At 31.2% G+C, this 23,389-nt stretch carries 23 protein-coding genes and 1 other RNA gene; 5 read left to right on the top strand and 19 right to left on the bottom strand.

Features of this window, described 5'->3' with window-relative positions; all coding sequences use genetic code 11:
• The first annotated feature begins 215 nt into the window (after positions 1 to 215).
• Complete coding sequence (locus tag OH806_RS11620) at positions 216 to 2,411, top strand: B12-binding domain-containing radical SAM protein (RefSeq protein WP_264743850.1); 2,196 nt, start codon at positions 216 to 218, stop codon at positions 2,409 to 2,411.
• A gap of 134 nt (positions 2,412 to 2,545) precedes the next feature.
• On the opposite strand, the gene OH806_RS11615 is transcribed toward OH806_RS11620, so the two are convergent.
• Complete coding sequence (locus OH806_RS11615; protein WP_264743849.1) at positions 2,546 to 3,709, bottom strand: hypothetical protein; 1,164 nt, start codon at positions 3,707 to 3,709, stop codon at positions 2,546 to 2,548.
• 504 nt (positions 3,710 to 4,213) lie between these two features.
• Here OH806_RS11615 and OH806_RS11610 point away from each other — a divergent pair.
• Complete coding sequence (locus OH806_RS11610; RefSeq protein WP_264743848.1) at positions 4,214 to 5,101, top strand: helix-turn-helix domain-containing protein; 888 nt, start codon at positions 4,214 to 4,216, stop codon at positions 5,099 to 5,101.
• Positions 5,102 to 5,137: 36 nt separating this feature from the next.
• On the opposite strand, the gene OH806_RS11605 is transcribed toward OH806_RS11610, so the two are convergent.
• The 3 genes from OH806_RS11605 to atpD all read right to left on the bottom strand — a co-directional run bounded on the left by OH806_RS11605 (position 5,138) and on the right by atpD (position 7,829).
• Positions 5,138 to 5,911, bottom strand: coding sequence for a hypothetical protein (locus tag OH806_RS11605; protein ID WP_264743847.1), 774 nt, complete (start codon positions 5,909 to 5,911; stop codon positions 5,138 to 5,140).
• Positions 5,912 to 5,991: 80 nt separating this feature from the next.
• Positions 5,992 to 6,273, bottom strand: a complete 282-nt coding sequence (locus OH806_RS11600) for a FoF1 ATP synthase subunit delta/epsilon (RefSeq protein ID WP_264743846.1) — start codon at positions 6,271 to 6,273, stop codon at positions 5,992 to 5,994.
• 47 nt (positions 6,274 to 6,320) lie between these two features.
• Positions 6,321 to 7,829: a F0F1 ATP synthase subunit beta gene (gene atpD, locus OH806_RS11595; protein WP_264743845.1), complete on the bottom strand. Its 1,509-nt coding sequence runs from the start codon at positions 7,827 to 7,829 to the stop codon at positions 6,321 to 6,323.
• 300 nt (positions 7,830 to 8,129) lie between these two features.
• Between atpD and OH806_RS11590 the strand changes: the two genes are divergently transcribed.
• Positions 8,130 to 9,050: a bifunctional riboflavin kinase/FAD synthetase gene (locus OH806_RS11590; protein WP_264743844.1), complete on the top strand. Its 921-nt coding sequence runs from the start codon at positions 8,130 to 8,132 to the stop codon at positions 9,048 to 9,050.
• Here OH806_RS11590 and OH806_RS11585 read toward each other — a convergent pair.
• A complete protein-coding gene (locus OH806_RS11585) occupies positions 9,047 to 9,400 on the bottom strand; it encodes an MmcQ/YjbR family DNA-binding protein (RefSeq protein ID WP_264743843.1) in 354 nt (117 codons plus the stop codon). The genes OH806_RS11590 and OH806_RS11585 overlap by 4 nt on opposite strands.
• A gap of 84 nt (positions 9,401 to 9,484) precedes the next feature.
• Here OH806_RS11585 and OH806_RS11580 point away from each other — a divergent pair, with 84 nt between their 5' ends.
• Complete coding sequence (locus OH806_RS11580; protein ID WP_264743842.1) at positions 9,485 to 10,141, top strand: NAD(P)H-binding protein; 657 nt, start codon at positions 9,485 to 9,487, stop codon at positions 10,139 to 10,141.
• Between the two features lie 46 nt (positions 10,142 to 10,187).
• On the opposite strand, the gene OH806_RS11575 is transcribed toward OH806_RS11580, so the two are convergent.
• The 10 genes from OH806_RS11575 to OH806_RS11530 all read right to left on the bottom strand — a co-directional run bounded on the left by OH806_RS11575 (position 10,188) and on the right by OH806_RS11530 (position 19,903).
• Positions 10,188 to 10,763: a glutathione peroxidase gene (locus OH806_RS11575; RefSeq protein ID WP_264743841.1), complete on the bottom strand. Its 576-nt coding sequence runs from the start codon at positions 10,761 to 10,763 to the stop codon at positions 10,188 to 10,190.
• Between the two features lie 37 nt (positions 10,764 to 10,800).
• Positions 10,801 to 11,463, bottom strand: a complete 663-nt coding sequence (locus tag OH806_RS11570) for an outer membrane lipoprotein-sorting protein (RefSeq protein ID WP_264743840.1) — start codon at positions 11,461 to 11,463, stop codon at positions 10,801 to 10,803.
• A gap of 57 nt (positions 11,464 to 11,520) precedes the next feature.
• Positions 11,521 to 12,246: a 3-deoxy-manno-octulosonate cytidylyltransferase gene (kdsB, locus tag OH806_RS11565; protein ID WP_264743839.1), complete on the bottom strand. Its 726-nt coding sequence runs from the start codon at positions 12,244 to 12,246 to the stop codon at positions 11,521 to 11,523.
• A 10-nt stretch (positions 12,247 to 12,256) separates the two neighbouring features.
• Positions 12,257 to 12,850: a hypothetical protein gene (locus OH806_RS11560; RefSeq protein WP_264743838.1), complete on the bottom strand. Its 594-nt coding sequence runs from the start codon at positions 12,848 to 12,850 to the stop codon at positions 12,257 to 12,259.
• Positions 12,851 to 12,988: 138 nt separating this feature from the next.
• Positions 12,989 to 14,242 carry a pyridoxal phosphate-dependent aminotransferase gene (locus tag OH806_RS11555; RefSeq protein WP_264743837.1) on the bottom strand — a complete coding sequence of 418 codons (1,254 nt, stop codon included), beginning with the start codon at positions 14,240 to 14,242 and terminating at the stop codon, positions 12,989 to 12,991.
• A 74-nt stretch (positions 14,243 to 14,316) separates the two neighbouring features.
• The gene (locus tag OH806_RS11550; RefSeq protein ID WP_264743836.1) at positions 14,317 to 16,065 is read right to left on the bottom strand and encodes a phospho-sugar mutase; all 1,749 of its coding nucleotides are present in this window, start codon (positions 16,063 to 16,065) and stop codon (positions 14,317 to 14,319) included.
• Between the two features lie 58 nt (positions 16,066 to 16,123).
• The gene (locus tag OH806_RS11545) at positions 16,124 to 16,825 is read right to left on the bottom strand and encodes a DUF2807 domain-containing protein (RefSeq protein WP_264743835.1); all 702 of its coding nucleotides are present in this window, start codon (positions 16,823 to 16,825) and stop codon (positions 16,124 to 16,126) included.
• Positions 16,822 to 18,306, bottom strand: coding sequence for a restriction endonuclease subunit R (locus tag OH806_RS11540; RefSeq protein WP_264743834.1), 1,485 nt, complete (start codon positions 18,304 to 18,306; stop codon positions 16,822 to 16,824). The genes OH806_RS11545 and OH806_RS11540 overlap by 4 nt, the downstream gene beginning before the upstream one ends.
• Before the next feature lie 29 nt (positions 18,307 to 18,335).
• Positions 18,336 to 19,286 carry a glycosyltransferase family 2 protein gene (locus tag OH806_RS11535; RefSeq protein ID WP_264743833.1) on the bottom strand — a complete coding sequence of 317 codons (951 nt, stop codon included), beginning with the start codon at positions 19,284 to 19,286 and terminating at the stop codon, positions 18,336 to 18,338.
• A gap of 17 nt (positions 19,287 to 19,303) precedes the next feature.
• Positions 19,304 to 19,903, bottom strand: a complete 600-nt coding sequence (locus OH806_RS11530; protein WP_264743832.1) for a DUF4199 domain-containing protein — start codon at positions 19,901 to 19,903, stop codon at positions 19,304 to 19,306.
• 131 nt (positions 19,904 to 20,034) lie between these two features.
• Between OH806_RS11530 and ffs the strand changes: the two genes are divergently transcribed.
• Positions 20,035 to 20,132, top strand: an RNA gene (gene ffs, locus OH806_RS11525) — signal recognition particle sRNA small type.
• A 105-nt stretch (positions 20,133 to 20,237) separates the two neighbouring features.
• On the opposite strand, the gene OH806_RS11520 is transcribed toward ffs, so the two are convergent.
• The 4 genes from OH806_RS11520 to OH806_RS11505 all read right to left on the bottom strand — a co-directional run bounded on the left by OH806_RS11520 (position 20,238) and on the right by OH806_RS11505 (position 23,366).
• Positions 20,238 to 20,924 (bottom strand): metal-dependent hydrolase, encoded by a 687-nt coding sequence (locus OH806_RS11520; protein WP_264743831.1) that lies wholly within the window; start codon positions 20,922 to 20,924, stop codon positions 20,238 to 20,240.
• Positions 20,925 to 21,050: 126 nt separating this feature from the next.
• Complete coding sequence (locus OH806_RS11515; protein ID WP_264743830.1) at positions 21,051 to 21,497, bottom strand: SRPBCC family protein; 447 nt, start codon at positions 21,495 to 21,497, stop codon at positions 21,051 to 21,053.
• An 11-nt stretch (positions 21,498 to 21,508) separates the two neighbouring features.
• Positions 21,509 to 22,438 (bottom strand): 1,4-dihydroxy-2-naphthoate octaprenyltransferase, encoded by a 930-nt coding sequence (menA, locus tag OH806_RS11510; RefSeq protein WP_264743829.1) that lies wholly within the window; start codon positions 22,436 to 22,438, stop codon positions 21,509 to 21,511.
• Positions 22,439 to 22,529: 91 nt separating this feature from the next.
• Positions 22,530 to 23,366, bottom strand: a complete 837-nt coding sequence (locus tag OH806_RS11505) for a 1,4-dihydroxy-2-naphthoyl-CoA synthase (protein ID WP_264743828.1) — start codon at positions 23,364 to 23,366, stop codon at positions 22,530 to 22,532.
• Positions 23,367 to 23,389 lie beyond the last annotated feature (23 nt).

Raw genomic sequence — 23,389 nt, 5'->3', positions numbered from 1 at the left:
TTATTTTATAAATTATTAATTTCAAATGTGTTATAGCAAAAAAATAAACTTCTTATTTCTAAATGTAAATATGAATATTTATTTCTCATGGATGTTTAAAAATAATAATTTTTTATATAAAAACATAAATTTTAATGAAATTTCTATTTTTTAAATTAAAAAGTAGAATCTGGTATAATTTAAATATTTAAAATAAATTTGCAAAAATTTCTCTTTTGAAAGATCTACTTCTTATAACCCCACCCTTTACCCAGCTAAATACACCTTATCCGGCTACAGCCTACATTAAAGGATTCTTGAATACTAAAAATATATCTAGCTATCAGATAGATTTAGGTATTGAAGTAATTTTAGAATTATTTTCAAAGAAAGGGATTCAAGAAGTTTTTAATAAAAAAATTGTCACTCAAAACATTTCAGAAAATTCACAAAGAATTTTCACTTTAAGAAATGAATATATTAAAACAATTGATCAGGTAATTCTTTTCCTTCAAGGTAAAAATCCCACATTAGCAAGACAAATTTGCAGCATGAATTTTCTTCCCGAAGCATCCCGATTCAATCAGCTTGATGACATGGAATTTGCTTTCGGAAATATGGGACTCCAAGACAAAGCTAAACATTTGGCTACCTTATATTTAGAAGATTTGTCTGATTTTATAGTTGAAAACATCGATCCTGATTTCGGCTTTAGCAGATATGCCGAAAGATTAGGAAAAAGTGCTAATTCGTTTGATGAATTATATTCAAAACTATCCGAGAAAAAATCATTTATTGATAATATAACATTAAAAATTCTCCAACAAAAAATTGAATTATTACAACCTAAATTAATTTGTTTTTCAATTCCGTTTCCAGGAAATTTATACTCAGGTTTTAGATGCGCACAGTTTATAAAAGAAAATTTTCCTCACATCAAAACAGCCATGGGAGGTGGTTTTCCCAATACTGAATTGAGAGATTTAAAGGATAAAAGAGTTTTTGAATTTTTTGACTTCATTACTTTAGATGATGGTGAACTTCCTCTCGAACTACTTCACACACACATTTGTCATTCTGAGCAATACGAAGAATGTCAATTTAAAAGAACATTTTTAATTGAAAATCAAGAAGTTGTATATAAAAACAACTCAAAAAAAACAGATTATAAACAATCTGATATCGGAACTCCGGATTACACTGATTTACAATTAGATAAATACATTTCAGTAATTGAAATCGCTAACCCTATGCATAGTTTATGGAGTGACGGCCGATGGAACAAGTTGACAATGGCACATGGTTGCTATTGGGGAAAATGTACTTTTTGTGATATTTCTTTAGATTATATAAAAATTTATGAACCCATTTCTGCCAAAATTTTAGTTGATAGAATGGAAGAATTGATCCGAACAACAGGTGAAACAGGTTTTCATTTTGTAGATGAAGCCGCTCCTCCTGCTCTAATGAGAGAGGTTGCTTTAGAAATTTTAAGAAGAAATCTTGTTGTAACTTGGTGGACAAATATCAGATTTGAAAAAAGTTTTACAAGAGATTTATGTTTTTTATTAAAACTTTCCGGATGTGTTGCGGTTTCTGGTGGACTTGAAGTTGCAAGTGATCGATTATTAAAATTAATTGACAAAGGAGTTTCTGTAGAACAAGTTGCAAAAGTTACAAGAAATTTCACTGAATCAGGAATTATGGTTCATGCCTATTTAATGTATGGATATCCTACACAAACTGTTCAAGAAACTGTAGATTCTTTGGAAATGGTTCGCCAATTATTTGAAATGGGAATTTTACAAAGTGGTTTTTGGCATCAGTTTGCAATGACAGCACACTCTCCTATTGGTATCAATCCTGAAGAATTTGGTGTTACTCCAATCAAACAAGAAATTTTATTTGCCAATAACGATATAGATTTCACAGACAAAACCGGAATTAATCATAGCAAATTTAGTTTTGGTTTAAAAAAATCTTTGTTCAATTATATGCATGGAATTAATTTTGAACTTCCACTTCAGGAATGGTTTGATTTTAAAATTCCAAGAACGACAGTTCATCCCGATTATATTCACAATTGTTTGTTGGAAGATGAGAATTTTAAATTCAAAGGAAATTCAAAGATCATTTTTTTAGTAAAAAATGTAATCGCTGAGAATCGTATAAAAACAAAAAAGAAATATATTTACCCGTACATGCGACTTACATTCCATTTAAAAACCAATATTATTGATGTTGATTTTGAACAGAGCCAAGCAGAATGGTTGTTAAAAATATTAGAAGAAAACTCATTTGAAAATGCTAAACCTATTACACTTCAACAACTTAAGTTAGATTTCGAGAAAAATTTTGAAAATTTCGAATTATTCTGGTTTTCAAAACCTATGCAACAGTTGAAAGAAAATGGAGTGATTTTAAATTTATAAATGAAAAATGTAACAAAGAAAATTTGCGATCACAACGAATTTACAAATCTATTTTGGTAACAATTATCTTCGCTAAATTAGAAAATGTCTTATTTGCCAATAATTATTGACAAATAAGACATAAAAAATCATTTTTAATTTATAGAACGTATTTGGTCTATTTTGAGAAATGCTTTTGTAGTAGAACAAACACCGTTTGGACAGTTTGTGGCATTAGCCGGACCAAAATTTGCGGCTCCCATCATAAAAGTTAGAATATACATGGTTTGATCCGAGGGATCTGTTGTAGTCCAGGTATATCTTCTATATTCTGGAGAGTTATAATAAACATCTGGATCTCCCCACGCATTAGTAATAGTACTTCCCATAGTTGTTCCGTTACCTCCAGAGTTTCCATACCAAACTCCTTGTGCAGGAAAAGTCATTCCATTATTTCCGTTAACAAACTGACCATTAGATACATATTCAATACCTGCATTCCACATAATTGTTGGAGTCCCAGAATTACTTCTTATTTGTAAATCTGCTAAATCAAAACCATTGTTAGGAGCCGTAGCAGAAACTACTACCCTAACTGAGAATTTTCCATCAGGTGTTGTTAAAATTCTGTCATATCCTGCAGCTGGGTCATTTGTTAAGCGTAATGGTCCCATCGTTGCTACTGTTTTTATCTCTGCTGTATCTTGTCCTCCAATTACAGCATTACAACTTCCTGAAAAAAATGATACGCTTGTACTGTTTATAGGTACAGTTGTTGATATAGGAGACGTAATTGTAGGAGTTCCTGTGACATTAAAAATTAGTTCTCCAGTCCCAACTGCTAATTGCCCACCTTGCAGCTTAAAATCTAAACCATTAACAGTTATGGTTGAACCTCCAGAATAATTACCTCCATTACCGCCAGTATACGAAACTTTCATAATACCCGTAAAAGGTGTACCAGCTGTATATGTAGATGGACTAAGTATCGCTGTTGTACAATCAATACCAGCAACTGAAGGTGCTATCGAAGTAGAGTTATCTATAGTTCTCCATTCAGTTCCATTCCAAAAGTAATATCCTTTGGGTAATACTGTTCCTGTATTATAGACCAACAATCCTTCTGCTTGACCAGGGTTTCCATCTAAATCCATTGTTGAAGAATCCAGACTAACTCTTGGGGCTAAAAGTCCTTTACTATTTGAAACAATATCCAATACAGAAGAAGTATCAGGAGTTGTAGTATTTATTCCGACATGTTGAGCCGAAAGTTTCGAAATTGCCAAAAAGAGTGTGATAATGTAAGTTTTTTTTCTCATTGTTTGTTTATATAATATTTAATATTAAAATTTTGCAAAATTGAAGAGAAAGTATGTTTTATAAATTCAGAAGATTTTTTAACGAAAAAACATCTATAATTAATTATTAAAGAATTAAAAAAACAAAAATTTCAACTCAATCCATCTTGTATTTATATTTAATTTATTTACTGAATATTTATTAAAGAAGTAAAATCTTATTTTTCTTGTCGCAAAATTATAGTAAAGATTAAAGCAAAAACATATCTCATAAATGTAATACTGTCATTTACTAATACATATAAAATGCTAATAATCAGATAGATAAAAAATACATTTACATAATACGTAAAAACAGAAAAAAAATAATTTTGATTTTGTTAATAATAAAAAGTAAAAAGCGTTATTTTGCGTTAAAATATTAAGATGCTTAAATCTGATATATATAAAAAATCTATTGTCAATTTTATATTCTCATACATCATTATAACAATAATCCTTTTATGTTTATTTTTTTATATTAACATGAGGGAAGAACTAATAATTTTTACATTAGTAGATCTTATTATAAATATTATCATTGCAATATTCATCTATAATATAAAATATAGTATTATTAGGTTATTTATTACACCATATATGATAGCTTCATCGATATTCATATATTGCATTTTAATATTATTTTGGAATCACAGTCCTCTATCTCTTATATGGTATCTTGTTTTTCCTATTGCTGCACACCATTTTTTTACGATAAGATCTGCTGTTTATTGGTCAATTTATATAACTTTTCTTGTTTTAATTACATTTTTTGCTAACCAATGGTTTGAAGTTCCACGTTTAGAAATTTCACAAAATAATTTATTTATAATAAACATATTTACTTTATTATCCGTAATTTATCTTATTTCATTTTTCTTATATTATAAACATCAAATTACTTTAACTGATCTAAAAGATAACTTTAAAGGAATATCAGATATTAACGAAAATAATACTAGTATTAGCAACTCTGATACTTCAAATTTGTACCCAACCTATAATAAGATTTATAATGAGATTATCTTTCTATTTGAAAATGATAATATTTATTTGAATTCTAACTTTACAATATCTAAACTAGCAGAAGCATTAGATACAAATGTTTCATACGTTTCACGTACACTCAATTTGATTGCCGGTTCAAATTTTAATACATTTTTAAATAAATATAGGATAGAGTATATTAAAAAGCTTATGCAGAATGACGATTATGATCGTTATAAACTTACCTATCTTTATACACAAGCTGGATATAAAAACCAATCTACATTTAATAAAGTTTTTAAAGATTTTGAAGGTGTTACTCCTACAGAATATATTCAAAATCTAAAAGAAAATATACAACCTGAAACAAAAAAACCTCAGAAATGATTTCTGAGGTTTTTTATTTACTTAATTTATAATAAATTATATTTTAATAAAATTGGGGTCTAAAATTGCCATTCTTTCTGCAATTGCTTTATATGTGGGAAATTTTAAAACTGATGCTCGTCCCGACATTTCTCTATAAATAGTAAAAGTTTTTCCGCCAGCTGTTTTTAATTGCTTAGTAGTTGTAATATATTTCCCTATAAATTTACTTTTTGCATCATAAATCTCAATATCAATAAATGTCTTTTCGGTAATTTTATCATCAGAACCAAAACTAACAGGTAAGTTTACAAAATATCCCACAGGAATTCCGTTACTTAAAATTTCACCAACATTATTTACAGTAATATTAAGTTTATCAATTTTGCTTTTGGTAATATAAGCATCCTTTGTCTTAGTATCTAACTTTCTTTTTGGAGTATTTTTGAAAAGGTCATCCAAATTTTTAATGTTGATACCTCTGTTATCAATAATCTTTAAATCTTTTATAGAGGTATAAACCGCTGATTTTTCTTCACCAGAAAATGCCGAGGGAGAAATATAATCTAATTCTATAGTCTTTTCCTGATTATAAATTCTATTTAATCTTATATAACTGTCTCTTACAGAATCTACTATACTTTTATCTATAAATTCAACTGTATAAATAGGGGTTTCTTTCAAATCCATAAAAGTGTAAACACTTGATTTGTTTGAAATTTTTGCAACATGTGCTCCATCGAGAGTTATAATACCTCTTTTAACTTTAAAATTCTGAGCATTTAATAGAAACCCGAAAACTGTAAATAATATGATTAAACCTTTCCCCATAAAATCAGATTCTTACATGACATAAAAAAAGTGTAACCAAAGTTACACTTTCTTGAAAATATATTTAGCTTTTCATTTAATTATTCACAAAGGATAATTCCTTTATTATTATTAAATTCTACAACACCGCTTTTGATAGGATAAGAAAAAACAGAATCTTTTTCATTTTCTTTAGTAAAGTATTTTGCATATGCATCATCAATAGAATTAGCATATAATTTTACTTTACCACCAATTAAAGAAGAAACGATTCCTGCGTGGTTTTTCATGATGTGAAATTCACCATTTTTTCCAGGCAATAATACAGAGCTTACTTCTCCTTCAAAAACTACGTATTCTGGTGTTAAAATTTTTATATTCATTTTTTTAGGCTTTAGGCTTTAAGCTTTAGGCATAAAGCGTTAAAAAATTAAGCGTTATCAGCTAACATTTTTTGTCCAGCTTCGATAGCTTCCTCAATAGTTCCTTTCAAGTTGAAAGCAGCTTCTGGTAAGTGGTCTAATTCACCATCAATAATCATGTTGAATCCTTTGATAGTATCTTTGATATCTACCAATGCACCAGGAATACCTGTAAACTGTTCAGCTACGTGGAAAGGCTGAGATAAGAATCTCTGAACTTTTCTTGCACGATATACAACTGCTTTATCTTCTTCAGAAAGTTCTTCCATACCAAGGATAGCGATGATATCCTGAAGAGCTTTATATCTTTGAAGAATTTCTTTTACTCTTTGAGCACAGTTATAATGGTCATCACCAATAACTTCCGGAGCCAAGATTCTTGAAGTAGAAGCTAGAGGATCTACCGCTGGATAGATACCTAATGAAGCAATCTTTCTATCAAGTACTGTCGTTGCATCCAAGTGAGCAAACGTAGTTGCAGGAGCAGGGTCAGTTAAGTCATCCGCAGGTACGTAAACCGCTTGTACTGAAGTAATTGAACCATTTTTTGTTGAAGTAATTCTTTCCTGCATCGCACCCATTTCAGAAGCAAGAGTTGGTTGGTAACCTACCGCAGATGGCATACGACCAAGAAGTGCAGATACCTCAGAACCAGCTTGTGTAAAACGGAAGATATTGTCTACGAAGAAAAGTACGTCTCTACCTTGTCCGCTTTCTCCACCGTCTCTATAGTACTCAGCCAATGTAAGACCAGAAAGCGCTACTCTAGCTCTTGCACCAGGTGGCTCATTCATTTGTCCGAAAACGAATGCTGCTTTAGAATCTTTCATAGCTTCTAAATCTACTTTAGAAAGATCCCAACCTCCGTTTTCCATAGAATGCATGAAATCTTCACCATACTTGATGATTCCGGATTCCAACATCTCTCTTAATAGGTCATTTCCTTCTCTCGTTCTTTCACCTACTCCGGCAAAAACCGAAAGACCTCCGTGTCCTTTTGCAATATTGTTAATCAACTCCTGAATCAATACAGTCTTACCTACACCAGCACCACCGAACAAACCAATTTTACCCCCTTTTGCGTAAGGCTCAATAAGGTCGATTACTTTAATACCTGTAAATAAAACTTCTGCAGAAGTTGAAAGTTGATCAAATTTTGGAGCTTCTCTGTGGATTGGAAGACCTCCATCCTTAGAAATATTTTGAAGCCCGTCGATAGCATCACCAACTACGTTGAATAATCTTCCGTTCACTGCCTCTCCGATTGGCATTGTAATAGGATTTCCATATCCAATTACATCCTGCCCTCTTTTAAGACCATCTGTAGCGTCCATCGCGATACATCTTACTGTATCTTCGCCAATATGTTGTTCTACTTCTAAGATTACTTTTTCACCGTTTTCTTTTGTAATTTCTAACGCGTCATAGATACTTGGAACAGCTTCCACATCAGTAAAGACAACGTCGATTACCGGACCAATAATTTGAGAAATTTTACCTTTAATTTGGTTTGCCATTGCTAAATTTTTTCTTGGTGCAAATATAATGATTCTTCATAAACTCACAATTAGTAAAAAAAAGATTTTTATCATGCTTTTAACAAATTTGAAATAAAAACACTTAATCTCTTTTTTAAAACTAAAAGAGAAATTCAAAAATAGACATTCAGCACATTTACTATTGAATAATAAATGCCTTAAACACTCTTGTAATACAGGGATTAGAGTAAAATAATAGTTATAATTTAAAATAACACAGATTATACTATAACAAATAATTTTAAAGGTTTTATATTTGCAGTCAAATTTTTTTCAGTTTTGAAAGTTTTCAAGAATTTCAAAGATTATTCCTCTCAAAAGCCTTTAGCATTATCTTTAGGTATGTTTGACGGGGTACATCTTGGGCATAAAAGTATCATTGATGAACTTATAAAAATAGGTTCTGAGAATGATTTAGATACAGCTATTCTTACTTTTTGGCCACATCCAAGATTCGTTTTTAATCCTAAAGAAGATTTAAAACTTCTAAATACTATAGAAGAAAAAAAATTCTTGATGGAGAAATACAACATCGATAATTTATTCTTAAAGGAATTTGATGAAGAATTTAGAAATCTTACGGGAGAGGAATTTGTTCGCCAAATTTTAATTGATAAATTAAATATAAAATATTTAATTATTGGCTATGATCATTCTTTTGGAAAAAACAAAAGCGGGAACTTTGAGCTACTTCAAAAACTTTCAAAAGAGTTAGATTTTGAAGTTGAGCAAATGGAAGCCATTAATATTCATGAGAATAATATCAGTTCAACAAAAATCCGTACTGCCCTTTTAACAGGAAATGTAAAAGAAGCGAACGAAATGTTGGGTTACTCCTACTCTCTTTCGGGAACGGTAGTTCATGGTAAGAAAATCGGACGAACAATAGGTTATCCTACAGCCAATATAGAAACAGATTCTATTAAGCTTTTACCTAAAAAAGGAGCTTATATTGTTGAAGTTTATATAAAAAGAAAGCAATATAAAGGAATGCTAAGTGTTGGTACCAACCCAACTGTAAATGGAGAAAAGTTAACAACCGAAGTTTACATTCTTGATTTTGACGGAGATATTTATGACGAAAATATCACTGTAAAATTCAGGGATTTTCTTCATGATGAGATTAAATTTGAAGGACTTGAAAAACTGATTGAAAGACTTGATGAGGATAAAAGACTCACTGAACAGTTTAATTTTTAACCATTCATAATCTCTTCTTTCGCTTTTTTTGTTAAAGAATTAAAAACCAATTCATAGGATTGATCTATAAGTTTTAGAATCAAATCTCTTTTCAATCCGTCAACCATTACAGAGTTCCAATGGGTTTTATTCATATGAAATGCACCTGTAATTTGAGGAAATTGTTCCCGCAATTCAGCACTCCATTCAGGATCTGTCTTTACATTTATTGAAAGAGGTTGCTTTTCCAAAGGCATCAAAAGAAACATTTTACTTCCTACTTTCATCACAAGCGTTTCATTGTCGAAAGGAAAAGTTTCTGTAACTCCTTTTTTCGCAAGACAATAATCTAGAATTTCGTTAGCATCCATAATTTATGAATAAATAATATTTTTTACTTCAATTCAAATTTAGTAAATTTAATAAGCATAAATTCATTCACAAATTATTTTATTATGAAAGCTCTAGTTATTGGTGCTACAGGTGCTACAGGAAAGGATTTGGTTAATCAATTATTGAATGATAAAGATTTTGATGAAGTAGACATTTTTGTAAGAAAACCTATTGATATTCAAAATGATAAATTAAATATTCATGTTGTCAATTTTGACAAACCTGAAGAATGGAAAGACGAAGTAAAAGGCGATGTTGCTTTTTCATGCCTTGGAACTACCTTAAAAAATGCAGGAAGCAAAGAAGCCCAGAAAAAAGTGGACTTCAATTATCAATATGAATTTGCCAAAGCTGCCAAAAATAACAATGTAGAAGATTACATCTTGGTTTCTGCCTATGGAGCCAATCCAAAGTCTAAGGTTTTTTACTCAAAAATGAAGGGTGAATTGGAAGAAGCTGTAAAACAGTTACATTTCAATAAAATTACCATTTTCAAACCCGGAATGTTGGAAAGAAAGAACTCTGATAGAAAAGGTGAAGTTTTAGGAAGCCGAATTATAAAATTTGCCAACAAAATAGGACTTTTAGAAAGCCAAAGACCACTTCCTACCGATATTTTGGCAAGAGCAATGATTAATTCTTCAAAAATAAAAAGTAATGGCTATTCAAGTATAAAGTTGGGCAATATTTTTTGTTTTGCAGAAAAAAGTAATGCCTAAATTATAATAATTCAGGCATTTTATTATTTCAAAATCACTCAAAATACTATTTCAAATACTTTGTAATTGATTCGTCTGTTGGTTTTGTTGTACTTATGAAAGTATCAATTAGCTTTCCGTTTTCGTCAAGTAAAAATTTCGTAAAATTCCAAAGAATGGTTGTATTTTTTACTCCATTTAATTCTTTTTCGGTTAAATATTTAAAGATTGGAGCTGTATCATCACCTTTTACCGAAACTTTTGCAGCCATTGGAAAAGTTACTCCATAATTTTTCTGACAAAAAGCACCAATTTCAGTATTTGTTCCTGGCTCTTGCCCTCCAAAATTGTTAGCAGGAAAACCAATAACCACCAATTTGTCTTTATATTCTTCGTAAACTTTTTCTAAATCAGCATATTGCGGAGTAAAACCACATTCAGATGCTGTATTTACGATAAGGATTTTCTTTCCTTTGAAATCTGCAAAGTTAATTTCCTTTCCGTCAAGGCTTTCTACTTTGAAATCATATATTGTTTTTCCCATAAGTTCGTTGGTTTTAGCTTTAGAAACTTCACTTTTTTGATTCATGCAACTTTGTAAAAAAGCCACAAATGAAAGCATCAGTAAAAAAATCTTTTTCATTTCTATTAATATTTAGACTGCATTTTAGTGCAATTCTTTAAAACTTGAAAATATTCGACGGAAATACTTTATTCACCTCTATCTTATTCAGAAGCATTACATAGTCTCCATCTTTTTTCGGACTTGAAGATTCAATTCTGAAAGGCATCAATATGTTTCCAACTTTTTTATAATCAGAATATATCAATGTTTCATCTTTTTTTACTTCCTTTAAAAGCATGTAACTTTTGGTATCAAAATAATACATGTTTTTATTGACGTTTTTTGTTAATTCAACTTTATGACAATATATCTCTCCCACTTTTTCTTTTCCTAAATATTTTGCATCAAAACCTTTATTTTCCCAATCTATAAAGTCATTATCAAAACTTTCAGGCACATAACCAGCATACTCCTGCAATTTATTAGTTGCATAATTCATTGCATATCCTTTCGTTCCGTCATATCCTTCAATAGCAGTATCTTTACCTCCAATCGTAATTACTGTTTTAGTAAGATTCGGACGTTGCTGATAAATTTTTATAGGATATTCATCTTTAATTCCTAAAATTACTTTCCCTTGAAGTAACACTGAATTTAACAGCTTCCAATTGGTTAATCCTCCGGATAATTCAATATTTTTATCAATTATTTCTTTTGCTGTTTGTGCAAATGATATTTGAGAAAATATCAGAACGAAAACAAAAAGTAATTTCTTCATTAATACAGTTTATAGATTCAAATATAAGGTTTTTTACTAAAAATAAAGACTAAACTTTCAGCTAATCAGCTTTCGGGCTTTCTCTAAATCTTCAGGAGTATCTATTCCCACACCTATAAAATTGGTTTCGATTAATTTGATTTTCATGCCATATTCAAGATATCGGATGCACTCTATTTTCTCGGAAATTTCCAGAGGTTTCATTTCTAGTTTTGCAAACTGAAGCAATGCATTTTTTCTGAAAGCATAGACTCCAATATGTTTAAAATAATCTACATTGTAAGAAATCTCCCTATGAAACGGTATTACAGAACGGCTAAAATATAGTGCAAAACCATTATTATCAGTAATAACTTTTACATTATTCGGGTTTTCAATTTCTTCTTTTTCATGAAGTTTTATTTTTAATGAAGCCAAAGAAATTTCCTGATTTTTATCTTGATGGAAAACTTCAATCAATTGTTTTAAAGGTTCTAATTTAAGGAAAGGTTCATCCCCCTGAACATTGATAACAATATCACAATCAATATTTTGAACAGCTTCGGCAATTCGGTCACTCCCCGTTTCATGCTGACCCGTCATCACAGCTTTTCCTCCATTTTTGACAATCTCATCAAAAATAATTTCCGAATCTGTTGCTACAAAAACTTCATCAAATAAACCTGTTTCCACAACATTTTGATAGGTTGTTGTAATCACCGTTTTTTCACCCAACATCTGCATCAATTTCGCAGGAAAACGGCTTGCCTGATAACGCGCAGGAATGACAGCTATGATTTTCATAACGTAAAAACTAATTTATATAATTAACTAAAAATATGATTCCGTAAATCCATGATATATACAGAAATGAATAAAAAAATCCAAAAGCAAAACTTTTAAGCAAATTTCCTTTACAATGCTTTGAATTTTTAAAAACCAAACGTAAAGCTCTGAAAAAAATCCAATATAACATTGCTGAAAATAATAAAATTACAGCCCAAAAGAAAACACCTAGAAAATATAATAAAAAGATAAGAACTATAGAAAATAATATCCATAGAAGAATTGAAAGTATAACTCCTCCTATTCCATCCCCTATAGTTGGAGCATCAAAATCAAAATTTCCTATTTCAGGAGTTTTATCTGATAGTTTTTTGATTCTTTCATTTGTTAAAATATTTCCAATATTATCTTTTAGCTTTAGTCCATAATATAATCCTAAACTTATAAACAGGAAGAAAGAAATAGCCAAAATAGAAGTTGAAACAATTGAATTTTGAAATAAACTTCGATGCGTAGCTGTTCCTGAAAGCCAAACACTTAGAATTACCAAAGCAATAATTCCTACTGTTGAATAGCTCAACAATTTTGTTTCTAGGAAGTATTTTTCTGGAAGTTTGGCCATTTTTTAAGTTAATAATTACTTTTTAAAAAACGCTTCGACTCCGCTCAGCGTGACATCGTTACAATATACTGTATTATAAATTTAGTATTAGGATTGTCATGCTGAGCGGAGTCGAAGCATATATTAATTTATTTAAAATTACTTTAAAGCATTCAAAGCATTCTCTAGTTTAGGCATCATTGTAGAGATTTCTTCAATTGCTAAACCTCCAACAGAAGCACGGAACCAAGGTTCAGATTTTTCTTCACCAAAAGCAGAGAAAGGAACTAAAGCAACTCCAGCCTCATTAATTAAATAGAATACCAAATCAGAAGAATTTTCAATTACAGAACCATCCGGTTTCACCTTTCCGATGTAGTCTAATTTAATTGTCAGATAAAGTGCTCCCATCGGTTCAATACTATCAACTGCAAGACCTTTTCCTTTTAAATCCTGAATTCCTCCGTGAAGAACTTTTAAACTTTCTTCCAACTTCCCTTTGAAATCTTCAACAAAAGTATTTACATTTTCAGGGTTTTCATAGAATTTTGCTGTTGCTTCCTGCTCTGGTTTTGGTGCCCAAGCTCCAACATGTGTTAAAAGAGCTTTCATTTTATCTAAAATATGAGCCGGACCAAATCCCCAACCTACACGAACTCCTGTTGCAGCAAGACATTTTGAAATACCATCAATATAAATTGTATACTCTTTCATTTCAGGGAAAAGAGAAACAGGATCAACGTGTTGCGCTCCGAAAGTAAGGTTAGAATAAATCTGGTCATACATTAAGTATAACGGCTTTTCATTTTCTCCTCTTTTATTGTTTTCAGCCAAAATAAGCTCACAAATATCTGAAAGCTGTTCTTTTGTAAACATTGTACCCGTAGGATTCAATGGAGAACAAAGTGCAACTAAAACGGCTCCATCCAAATGAGGTCTCAAATCATCTGCAGTCGGAAGGAAGTTATTTTCAGGAGTTGTTTTTACTTCTACAGCTTCAGCAGAAGTAAGATAAGCGTAGTGATTATTATTCCATGATGGAGTTGGATAAACTACTTTGTCACCCTCGTCAACAATAGTTTTATATACTGCATAAATCAAAGGTCTTGAACCTGCAGTAATTAAAATATCATTTGGTGAATAATCAAGATTCCATCTTGTTTTAAGGTCTTTAGAAACCTCTTTTCTTAAAGATAAAAGCCCATTTGCAGGCGGATAATTTGTTAAATTATTCTGATATGCCTTCTGAATCTCCTCCTTTAGCTTTGCAGGAATAGGATAAATATTAGAATTCAGGTCACCAATAGTAAGATTGGCAATCTCAGCCCCCTTCGCTTTTAAATCATTTACTTCATTACCAATTTTTACAATTTCAGAACCAATCAGGTTCGCCGCTAATTTTGAAACTTTCACTTTACTTTTATATTTAAAATTTATTTTTTTATACAAAACTTAGGGTTTAGAATTAAAACCCTAAGTAATTATTTTTAACTTAATTGCAAATCTTTTTTCACCTGCTGTATTTTTGCATCTAAAGTTTTTAATTTATCTTTAAAATCTGCTTCAGAAGTAATAGAATCTTTTACTGAAACATAAAATTTAATTTTTGGTTCTGTTCCTGAAGGTCTTACACAAACTTTTGTTCCGTCCTGAGTATAGTAAATCAATACGTTTGATTTCGGAATGTCATCCATCACTTTTTTCTCGTTTTTAGAAACATAAAGACAAGTTTGTTCTTTAAAATCTTTTACTTCCTCAACCAATGAACCTGCTAATTCTTTAGGTGGATTTTCACGGAAATTTTTCATCATATTTTGAATCTCCTCTGCTCCGTCTCTACCCTTTCTCACAATATTTATCAAGCCTTCATAATACATTCCTAAGTCCTGATAAATTTCAATCATGTATTGGTACATTGTTTTGCCATTTGCTTTACACCATGCTGCAATTTCACAAGCCAAAAGTATACTTCCGCAAGAATCTTTATCTCGAACGAAATCTCCCGTCATGAAACCAAAACTTTCTTCACCACCACAAACGAATTTTTCCTGACCTTCAAAATCACGAATCATTTTACCAATCCATTTGAATCCTGTAAGACCAACCTTGCAATCAACTCCAAATTTCTGAGCTATGTCAAAGAAAATATCAGAAGTTACAATGGTAGAACCAATAAACTCTTTTCCAGTAATTTTTCCTTGCTTTTTCCATTCATTTAGGATGTAATAAGTAAGAATTGTATTGGTTTGGTTTCCGTTTAACAGTTCTATTTCACCATCAAGATTTCTAACCGCAATCCCCAATCTGTCCCCATCAGGATCTGTTCCTATAACGATATCTGCAGTCGTGATTTTTGCTAAATCCATTGCCATTTCCAATGCTGCAGGCTCTTCAGGATTTGGAGAATCAACAGTCGGGAAATTTCCGCTAGGAATCATTTGTTCTTTTACCAAATCAATTTTCTTGAAACCTGCTTTTTCTAAAGCTTTAGGAACGGTTGTATAAGTAGTTCCGTGAATAGATGTGAAGACAATATTCAAATTTCCTTTCCCAACATCCTGATAAGTAGAATTTTCAATACATGCATCAATATAAACATCATCTTGTTCTTCACCAATCCATTCAATTAAATCATCATTTCCGTTGAATTTAATTTCATCAAATTTCACAGAATATACTTCATTAATAATCGCTTCATCATGAGGCGGAACAATTTGCGCTCCGTCATTCCAATATACTTTGTAACCATTATATTCAGGTGGATTGTGAGATGCTGTTAACACAATTCCACCATTACATTTTTTATCACGAACAGTGAATGATAATTCTGGAGTTGGTCTGTGATTTTTAAACAACAAAACTTTAATTCCGTTTGCCGTTAAAACATCAGCTACTAATTTTCCGAATTCTTTTGAATTATTTCTTACATCATAAGCAATTGCTACCTTGATTTGGCTCGTCTCCGACGTCGCCGAACCTTCGGTTTCTTCGCCTTGAAACTGCTTCAACATATAATTTGCAAGTCCCTGTGTAGCTTGACCTAATGTATACTTATTTAAACGATTGGTTCCAACACCCATAATTCCTCTCATACCTCCCGTTCCGAATTCTAATTCTCTGTAAAAAGAGTCTTCCAAATCGGGCGAGTTGCTATCAATTAGAGTCTGAACAGCCTCTCTTGTTTCTTTATCGAATGTATCGCTTAACCAAAGTTTTGCTTTCTCTAATGTTGTCATATTTGTATTTTATCTTTTAAAAATTTATAAATAAAAACATGAAAATATTCAGTGTTTATTAATCTAATTTCTTGTTTTCTACTTTCGTTGTTTTATCTACTTTAAATGCTCTGATAGGGTCATTATAATACAATAATCTTGCGGTATTCTGAATTTTTCCTTTCAATGAATCTTTTACATTTACTTCTGCATAATTCCCATTTTTAGAATCAATATTCAGGTTCTCAATTTTCCAATACGGAGCTATCAAACTCGCTGTATCAGAGATTTTTATAACTGCATCTTTTGTTTGTCCCAAAAAGTTGGCTCTGCTTCGGTTCAACATTTCAACTTCTGCTCTTCTTGAGTTTACGGAACCCATAAAAGTAGCGTAATTTTTTAAATTCAGCTTAAAATTGTCGGTCTTTATTTCACTGGAAATGTTCATTTCCACAGAGTCAGAAATCACAACTTTCTCAAGATTATATTTTGAATAAATCGTTACATTATAAAAATCAACACCTTTTGTACCTCGTCTCTCTTTAATTGAAAGTGTTTTATCTTTCACATTAACATCAAGATTATTGGCTACGTTAGGATAGGTTTCTATTTCAACAAAGTTTTTTGGACCTCTTGCATAAAATACACGAAACTTCCCCTCCAAATCTAGATTTACGAACTCCGAAACATCAACATCTTTAGTTTCAATATTACCTTTTGGAGAAACTTTTCCGCAAGAAACTATTGTCAAAATTAGAGATATGTATATTATTTTTCTCATTTAATAAAATCTTTACCAATTATTTTTTTGATTTGATTGCAAATATCAGGATTATTAATTTCATCCCAATTAAACTTCAAATATTTTGTTCTATCGAAACTATTATTTTTCCTTGAATAAATCCAAATAAAATCTTTATCACAAATCACAATTTTCTGTGTCTCTAATCTTAAAGCATAAGAATGGGCTTGTTGAAAAGTTTCTTCTAGTTCTCTATTATTTTTTATTGCAAACTTAGTTTCCAAAAGCATTTTAGCTTTCTCATAACCTTTATTTGCTTCGGCAAAGAATACATAATCTGGATAATTACGTTCTCCTCTTCCCATTCTTACAGAAAATTGACGAAGCCAATCTTTTTCAGAATATTCTATTTTTTGAAGAAATGGTTCTACTATTTTAATTTCTACATCTCTTTCATTTCTACAATCAACATTTGGTTTAAAATCAATAATAGAAAATTTTGGTAATCTCGATATATCTTCACCTTTCTCTTCTAATAAATATAAAATCCTTTTATAATCTTCATTACTAATCTGAGTTCCATTCACACCTTGAAAATTTTTTCTAACTATTGGAATGTTTTTTAAATATTCATCATTTTTAATTTGAGAAATATGAATAGGTTTAACTTTATCAATATGACCTATAGTTATACTTCCATAATAATGAAAAAACGGATCTCTTATTCCATCATTTACAGCTCGACAAATAAATTCAATATTACTTCTTGGGGAAAGACAATACATTATAACAATATCTCCTCTTTTAGTATCTTCATTTCCTTGCCAAAAAAATGTTGTTTTTGAAGTTGCTCTTGATAAGTAAGGATAATCATCTTTTGCTCCTCCACAAAGCCAAATATTAGTAGGCTCTGGTAAATCTTCTATTTTTTCAAATCCTATATATTTTGGAGCAAAATCATAGAGAAAAGCGCAAAATTCAAAAGGATTTAAGTTATTACTTTCTCTGAACTCAAAAAATACATCACAAAGCTCTAAATAAAAGTTTAGCCTTTCTTTTTTATTTTTTTTAAGGGGAACTTTGGGAATCTTTACATTAAATGTATCACATATTTTCTGAAGTTTTGCAAATTCTAATTTGAAAAAATATGGAAAGAAATAATCTGGAAATATATCAAACAAATGTAAAGAATATGGCTCAATTACATCTAAAAGGAAATCAAAATATTCTTTTTCAAAGTATGAAAATTCACCATCTTCATCTTTTAAAACTAAGCCATTATCTATAAAATATTTAAATAAGTCTTTTGCCTTTTCAACTACATTTTTTTCTTCATCGAATTCAAATTCACAATAAGAAAATGCATTTAAAATATTATTATAATCTTCTAAATCTTTATTTTTCTCATCAATAAATTTTGATAGAATCTCATTAAATTCTTTATGTTCAAAAAAGGAAATAACTTCTTGCCCTTCTTTACTTTCTTTGTAATTATTCCAAATGAATTTATTTAGTTCCATTCAAGCTTCACTGACTTTTAATCTAAAAATTAAATCACTTCATCAATATTATAATTTTTATGCTCTCTATTGGTTCTGATAATCATTTCACCCAAAAATCCTGCAATAAAAAGCAGTGTTCCCATAATCATCATCGTTAAAGCAATAAAAAACCAAGGATTATTGGTAATTAAATGTCCGTAAATACCTTTTGCAACATCAATAAGTTTTGAAATTCCCAACCAAAGAGCTGAAAGAAAACCTACAATGAACATCAATGTTCCTACTGCTCCAAAGAAATGCATTGGCCTTCCCCCGAAACGACTTACAAACCAAAGTGTTATCAAATCCAAAAAGCCTCTTATAAACCTTTCTGTTCCGAATTTTGAAGTTCCGTAAGGTCTCGCCTGATGCTGAACTTCTTTTTCTGTAATTCTTCTGAAACCTGCATTAGCTGCTAAAACTGGGATATATCTGTGCATATCTCCGTATACATCTATTGATTTTACCACCTGTTTTTTATAAGCTTTCAATCCGCAGTTAAAATCATGAAGATAAACTCCGGAAACTTTTCTAGCTGCAGCGTTGAATAATTTTGACGGAACATTTTTCGTCATCACATTATCAAAACGTTTCTTTTTCCAGCCAGAAACAATATCGTAATTGTCCTGAACCACCATATTGTATAATTCTGGGATTTCTTCGGGAAAATCCTGTAAATCAGCATCCATTGTAATAACAACATCTCCGTTTGTTCTTGAAAATGCAGCATGAAGCGCTTGAGATTTCCCGTAATTTTTAGAAAATTTTATACCGTGAATCTGAGGATGTTGAACTTTTAAGTTTTCAATGATACTCCACGATAAATCTGTACTTCCATCATCTACAAACCAGATTTCATATGATAAATTGTTTGATTTGCAAACATTATCAATTCTTGAAAAAAGCTCTTCTAAAGAAGCTTCCTCGTTCAATAATGGAATAACTATAGATAAGTTCATTTAATTTTTTAATAAAATTATTCTTGATTTGTTGTTTCTGGATGCAAAGTTTTTGTTCTGAAAAACGCTCCAAAAAACACTGACAAAACTACGTAAAATATAAGAATTGCCGCAAAATATCCTGAAAAATGACTAGCCGTAAGCATATCTTTATCTTTGATAAGCTCAGGATTAAATCTCTCAAGACCTTCTTTGTATTTTTGTTCTAATTCATCAATATCTTTTTGATGTTTTAAAATTTTCTTTGCAGAATTATATTCTTTATCTAGTTCCGCTTTTTGCCTTGTTACATATTGATAATTTAGCAATTTTTTAGCATCTGTATCTACAAAATTCAAGAATACATACATACTGAAAACCGATAAAATCCCACCAATAAACATTGGCACGAATGCTCTTTTAAAAGCTTCTCTGAAACTTACCACTCTATGATTATTCCAATATGATTTCACTGACCAAAACGCAGCTCCTGCATACAAAATTGGTAACACAAAAGCATTAGCTTTCAATGAGATATCAAAATAATTGATACCTGAGAAAAAGAAATATACTACAAAGAAAACAATCATTGTAGCAATAAAAAGTATAATTCCTAATGTAGATGGACTTTTCGTCATATTTATTTTTTTAGAAAATTTTGAAAAATTATTAGCCTAAATTTCAATATTTTAGCTTAAATAAAGGGATTTTTCAAATGATTTTTCTTCGATTTTATTTTGAAATTTATAATTTATTCCTACCTTTGCAACGGCAAGTCCTAAACAACCAGCTCCTGAGAATCCTCCAGGGTGGGAACGCAGCAAAGGTAATCGGTCGTAGCGGTGTGATTTAGGTAGCTTGCCATTTTTTATTGGTTTAAGTTGAAGGAAGGTAATTTGAAAATTATCTTTTTTTGTTTCTAAACTTTTCAACATTTCAATTCTGATTTTCAAACTACCTTTCAACATTTATTTAAAATTCGAACTCCTCTCCTAATTTTGGTAAAACAAGTTCTACATTTTTATCCGCAAAATGCTTTAACGCACTTTCATGATTGATTTCAATTATCGGGAAAGTATCAAAATGACATCCGATAACTTTTGGGGTTTTCAACAATTCCGATGCTGCAAATGCTGCTTTTCTCGGACACATCGTATAATGACTACCAATTGGAAGAATTGATAAATCAATGTGACCAAAAAGTCTTGGAAACAATTCCATATCTGCCATTACACCTGTATCACCTGCAAAATAAAGGTTTTTGCCTTCAGGAAGTCTGAAAATATATCCTACAGGCACACCTCCATAACTTCCGTCTGGGAAAGAGCTTGTATGATGTGCAGGAACCATTGAAATTTTAAGATCATCAATTTTTGCAGAACCTCCTAAATTCACATCGTCCGTATTTTTTGCCGTTTTAAAATATCCGCAAATTTCAGGAACTGCAATAATTGTAGCTTCAGGGTGATACTGTAACACCTCTTCCACATCTGCAATATGATCACCGTGTGCATGAGTCAATAAAATATAATCGATTTTCTGAGCCGAAATATCAAACCCCGATTCTGCTTTTTTATAGTTGTAGAAAGGGTCGCTCAAAATAGTTTTGTCTTTATATGTGAACAAAAAACAGTTTTGTCCTAAGAATTGTATTTTCATAATTTTATTATTTCAAATTTAAACTAGGATGCTTCGACAAGCTCAGCATGACAGCGCTAATACTAACTGTTGTAAATCTATCTGTTAATTATCACAGTGTCATGCTGAGCGGAGTCGAAGCATTTTTTATTTTGCTGGAAATTTATCCTCAATTAATCTTAAATTAATTCCGTGCTCAAGATATGCTTTACAACCATCTAAAACCGTTGTAAAACCACCTGTATTATCATTGATTACTTTTAATAAATCTTCTCCTGTCTGAGAAAACCCGTAACTTTTGATAATCACTAAAGTTCCTTTTTCCATTTCCTTGAATTCATAGTCTACATTTGCTGAAGGCTCTCCCCAAATAGTACTTATTAATTCATTCTCAATAATTTTAAGTACTTTAACTTCAGATTTTGCACCATACATTTCCCATTCCCATGTTACAGTCTTACCTTCTTCCAATTTTCCTGTCGATTTTGTAAACCAGAAATTAGTTGTCACTTCAGGATCAATGAATGCTTTAAAAACATCTTCAATCGATTTTCTGATAAGCATTTGAGCTTCAACGTAAACATTAGAACTCATAATAGAAATATTTAGTTAAAAAAGTTAAGTCCAATTGCTGTAAGAACTGCCATTGCAAAAGTCATAATTCCAACCTGTTTTAGGAATGGGTCTAACTCTTTCGGTTCTTTTACAGTCATTATTTTTCTTCTCAATTTAGCTAAGGGAAACAACAAAATCATTACGATAAAAACATAATAATTCTGAGCCTGAATAAAGCCGTTTACCCCTAGAAAAATAAGAATCAATATCAAAGGAAGCTGTAACAAAATCATTTCGTAAATCATTGCATTTTTGAAACCTATTCTCAATGCAAAGCTATTTTTTCCTGATAATCTGTCGCTTTCAATATCTCTCATATTGTTAAGGTTAAGAACCGCCATACTCATCATTCCTATTGCCATTCCAGGAAGTAAAATATCCCAACTGAACGATTTTGTAAATAAGAAATAACTTCCACAGACTGAAACCAACCCAAAAAAGATAAATACGAAAATATCTCCCAATCCCATATATCCATAAGGCTTTTTACCTACTGTATATCCGATTGCAGCCAAAATACTTGCAACACCCAATCCTATGAAAATATAAAATTCATTCATATAATCGGGAATAAAAGCAGTATATAAAAGCGCAACCGTAGCTATAAAAGACAAAACCGAAAAAAGGATAACCGCATTTTTCATTTGTTTAGCCGTTATTTTTCCGGAAGCTACCGCTCTGGATTCTGCTTCGTTGATTCTTTTGGCATCCGTACCTTTTACTCCGTCTCCATAATCATTGGCATAATTCGATAAAATTTGATACAGCAATGTTACCAAAATTGCCAATGCAAAAATTTTCCAGTCCCATATTCCTCCTTCACCATACAACCTCCATTTTGCAATGAAAGCTCCCATTATAATTCCACTCAATGAAAGCGGTAATGTTCTTAGCCTTGCGGCTTTTATCCAATCTGACATAAATATTTAGATGTTAGATATTAGAAGTTAGAAGTTAGATTTAAAAACTGTATAAGTCTAATATCTAAGTTCTAACCTTTAACTTCTTATTTTATGATATCCACTGATTTTCTCCGAAATCAGGCTTCCTTTTTTCAAGGAAAGCATTTCTTCCTTCTTGAGCTTCCTCCGTCATATAAGCTAAACGAGTTGCTTCACCCGCAAAGACCTGCTGACCAACCATTCCGTCATCAGTAAGATTCATTGCAAATTTCAACATTCTGATAGATGTCGGAGATTTTGCTAAAATTTCCTGAGCCCATTCATAAGCTGTATCTTCTAATTCAGCATGAGGAACCACTTTATTTACCATTCCCATTTCAAATGCTTCCTGAGCCGAATAATTTCTACCTAAAAAGAAAATTTCACGAGCTTTTTTCTGCCCAACCATTTTTGCCAGATAAGCAGAGCCATAACCACCATCAAAACTTGTAACATCAGCATCTGTTTGCTTAAAAATCGCATGTTCTTCACTTGCTAACGTTAAATCACAAACAACATGAAGCGAATGGCCTCCACCAACTGCCCAACCCGGAACTACGGCAATGACAACTTTCGGCATAAAACGAATCAAACGCTGAACTTCCAAAATATTCAAACGATGTCTTCCGTCTTCACCTACATATCCCTGATGACCTCTTGCTTTTTGGTCTCCTCCACTGCAGAAAGCCCAACCTCCGTCTTTAGGACTTGGCCCTTCACCTGAAAGCAAAACAACACCTATTGAAGAGTCTTCATAAGCATCATAAAAAGCATCATATAATTCTGAAGTAGTTTTGGGTCTGAAAGCATTACGAACTTCCGGTCTGTTGAAAGCGATTCTCGCTACACCATTACATTTTTTATATGTAATATCTTCGTATTCTTTGGCGGTTTTCCACTCAATCATTTTCTGTAAAATTTTTCTCAAAG

This window comes from Chryseobacterium oryctis, from assembly GCF_025971925.1.
Classification (GTDB): Bacteria; Bacteroidota; Bacteroidia; order Flavobacteriales; family Weeksellaceae; genus Chryseobacterium; species Chryseobacterium oryctis.
The sequence above is the reverse complement of the archived record's forward strand: the minus strand, read 5'-3'. Positions and strand labels throughout refer to the sequence as shown.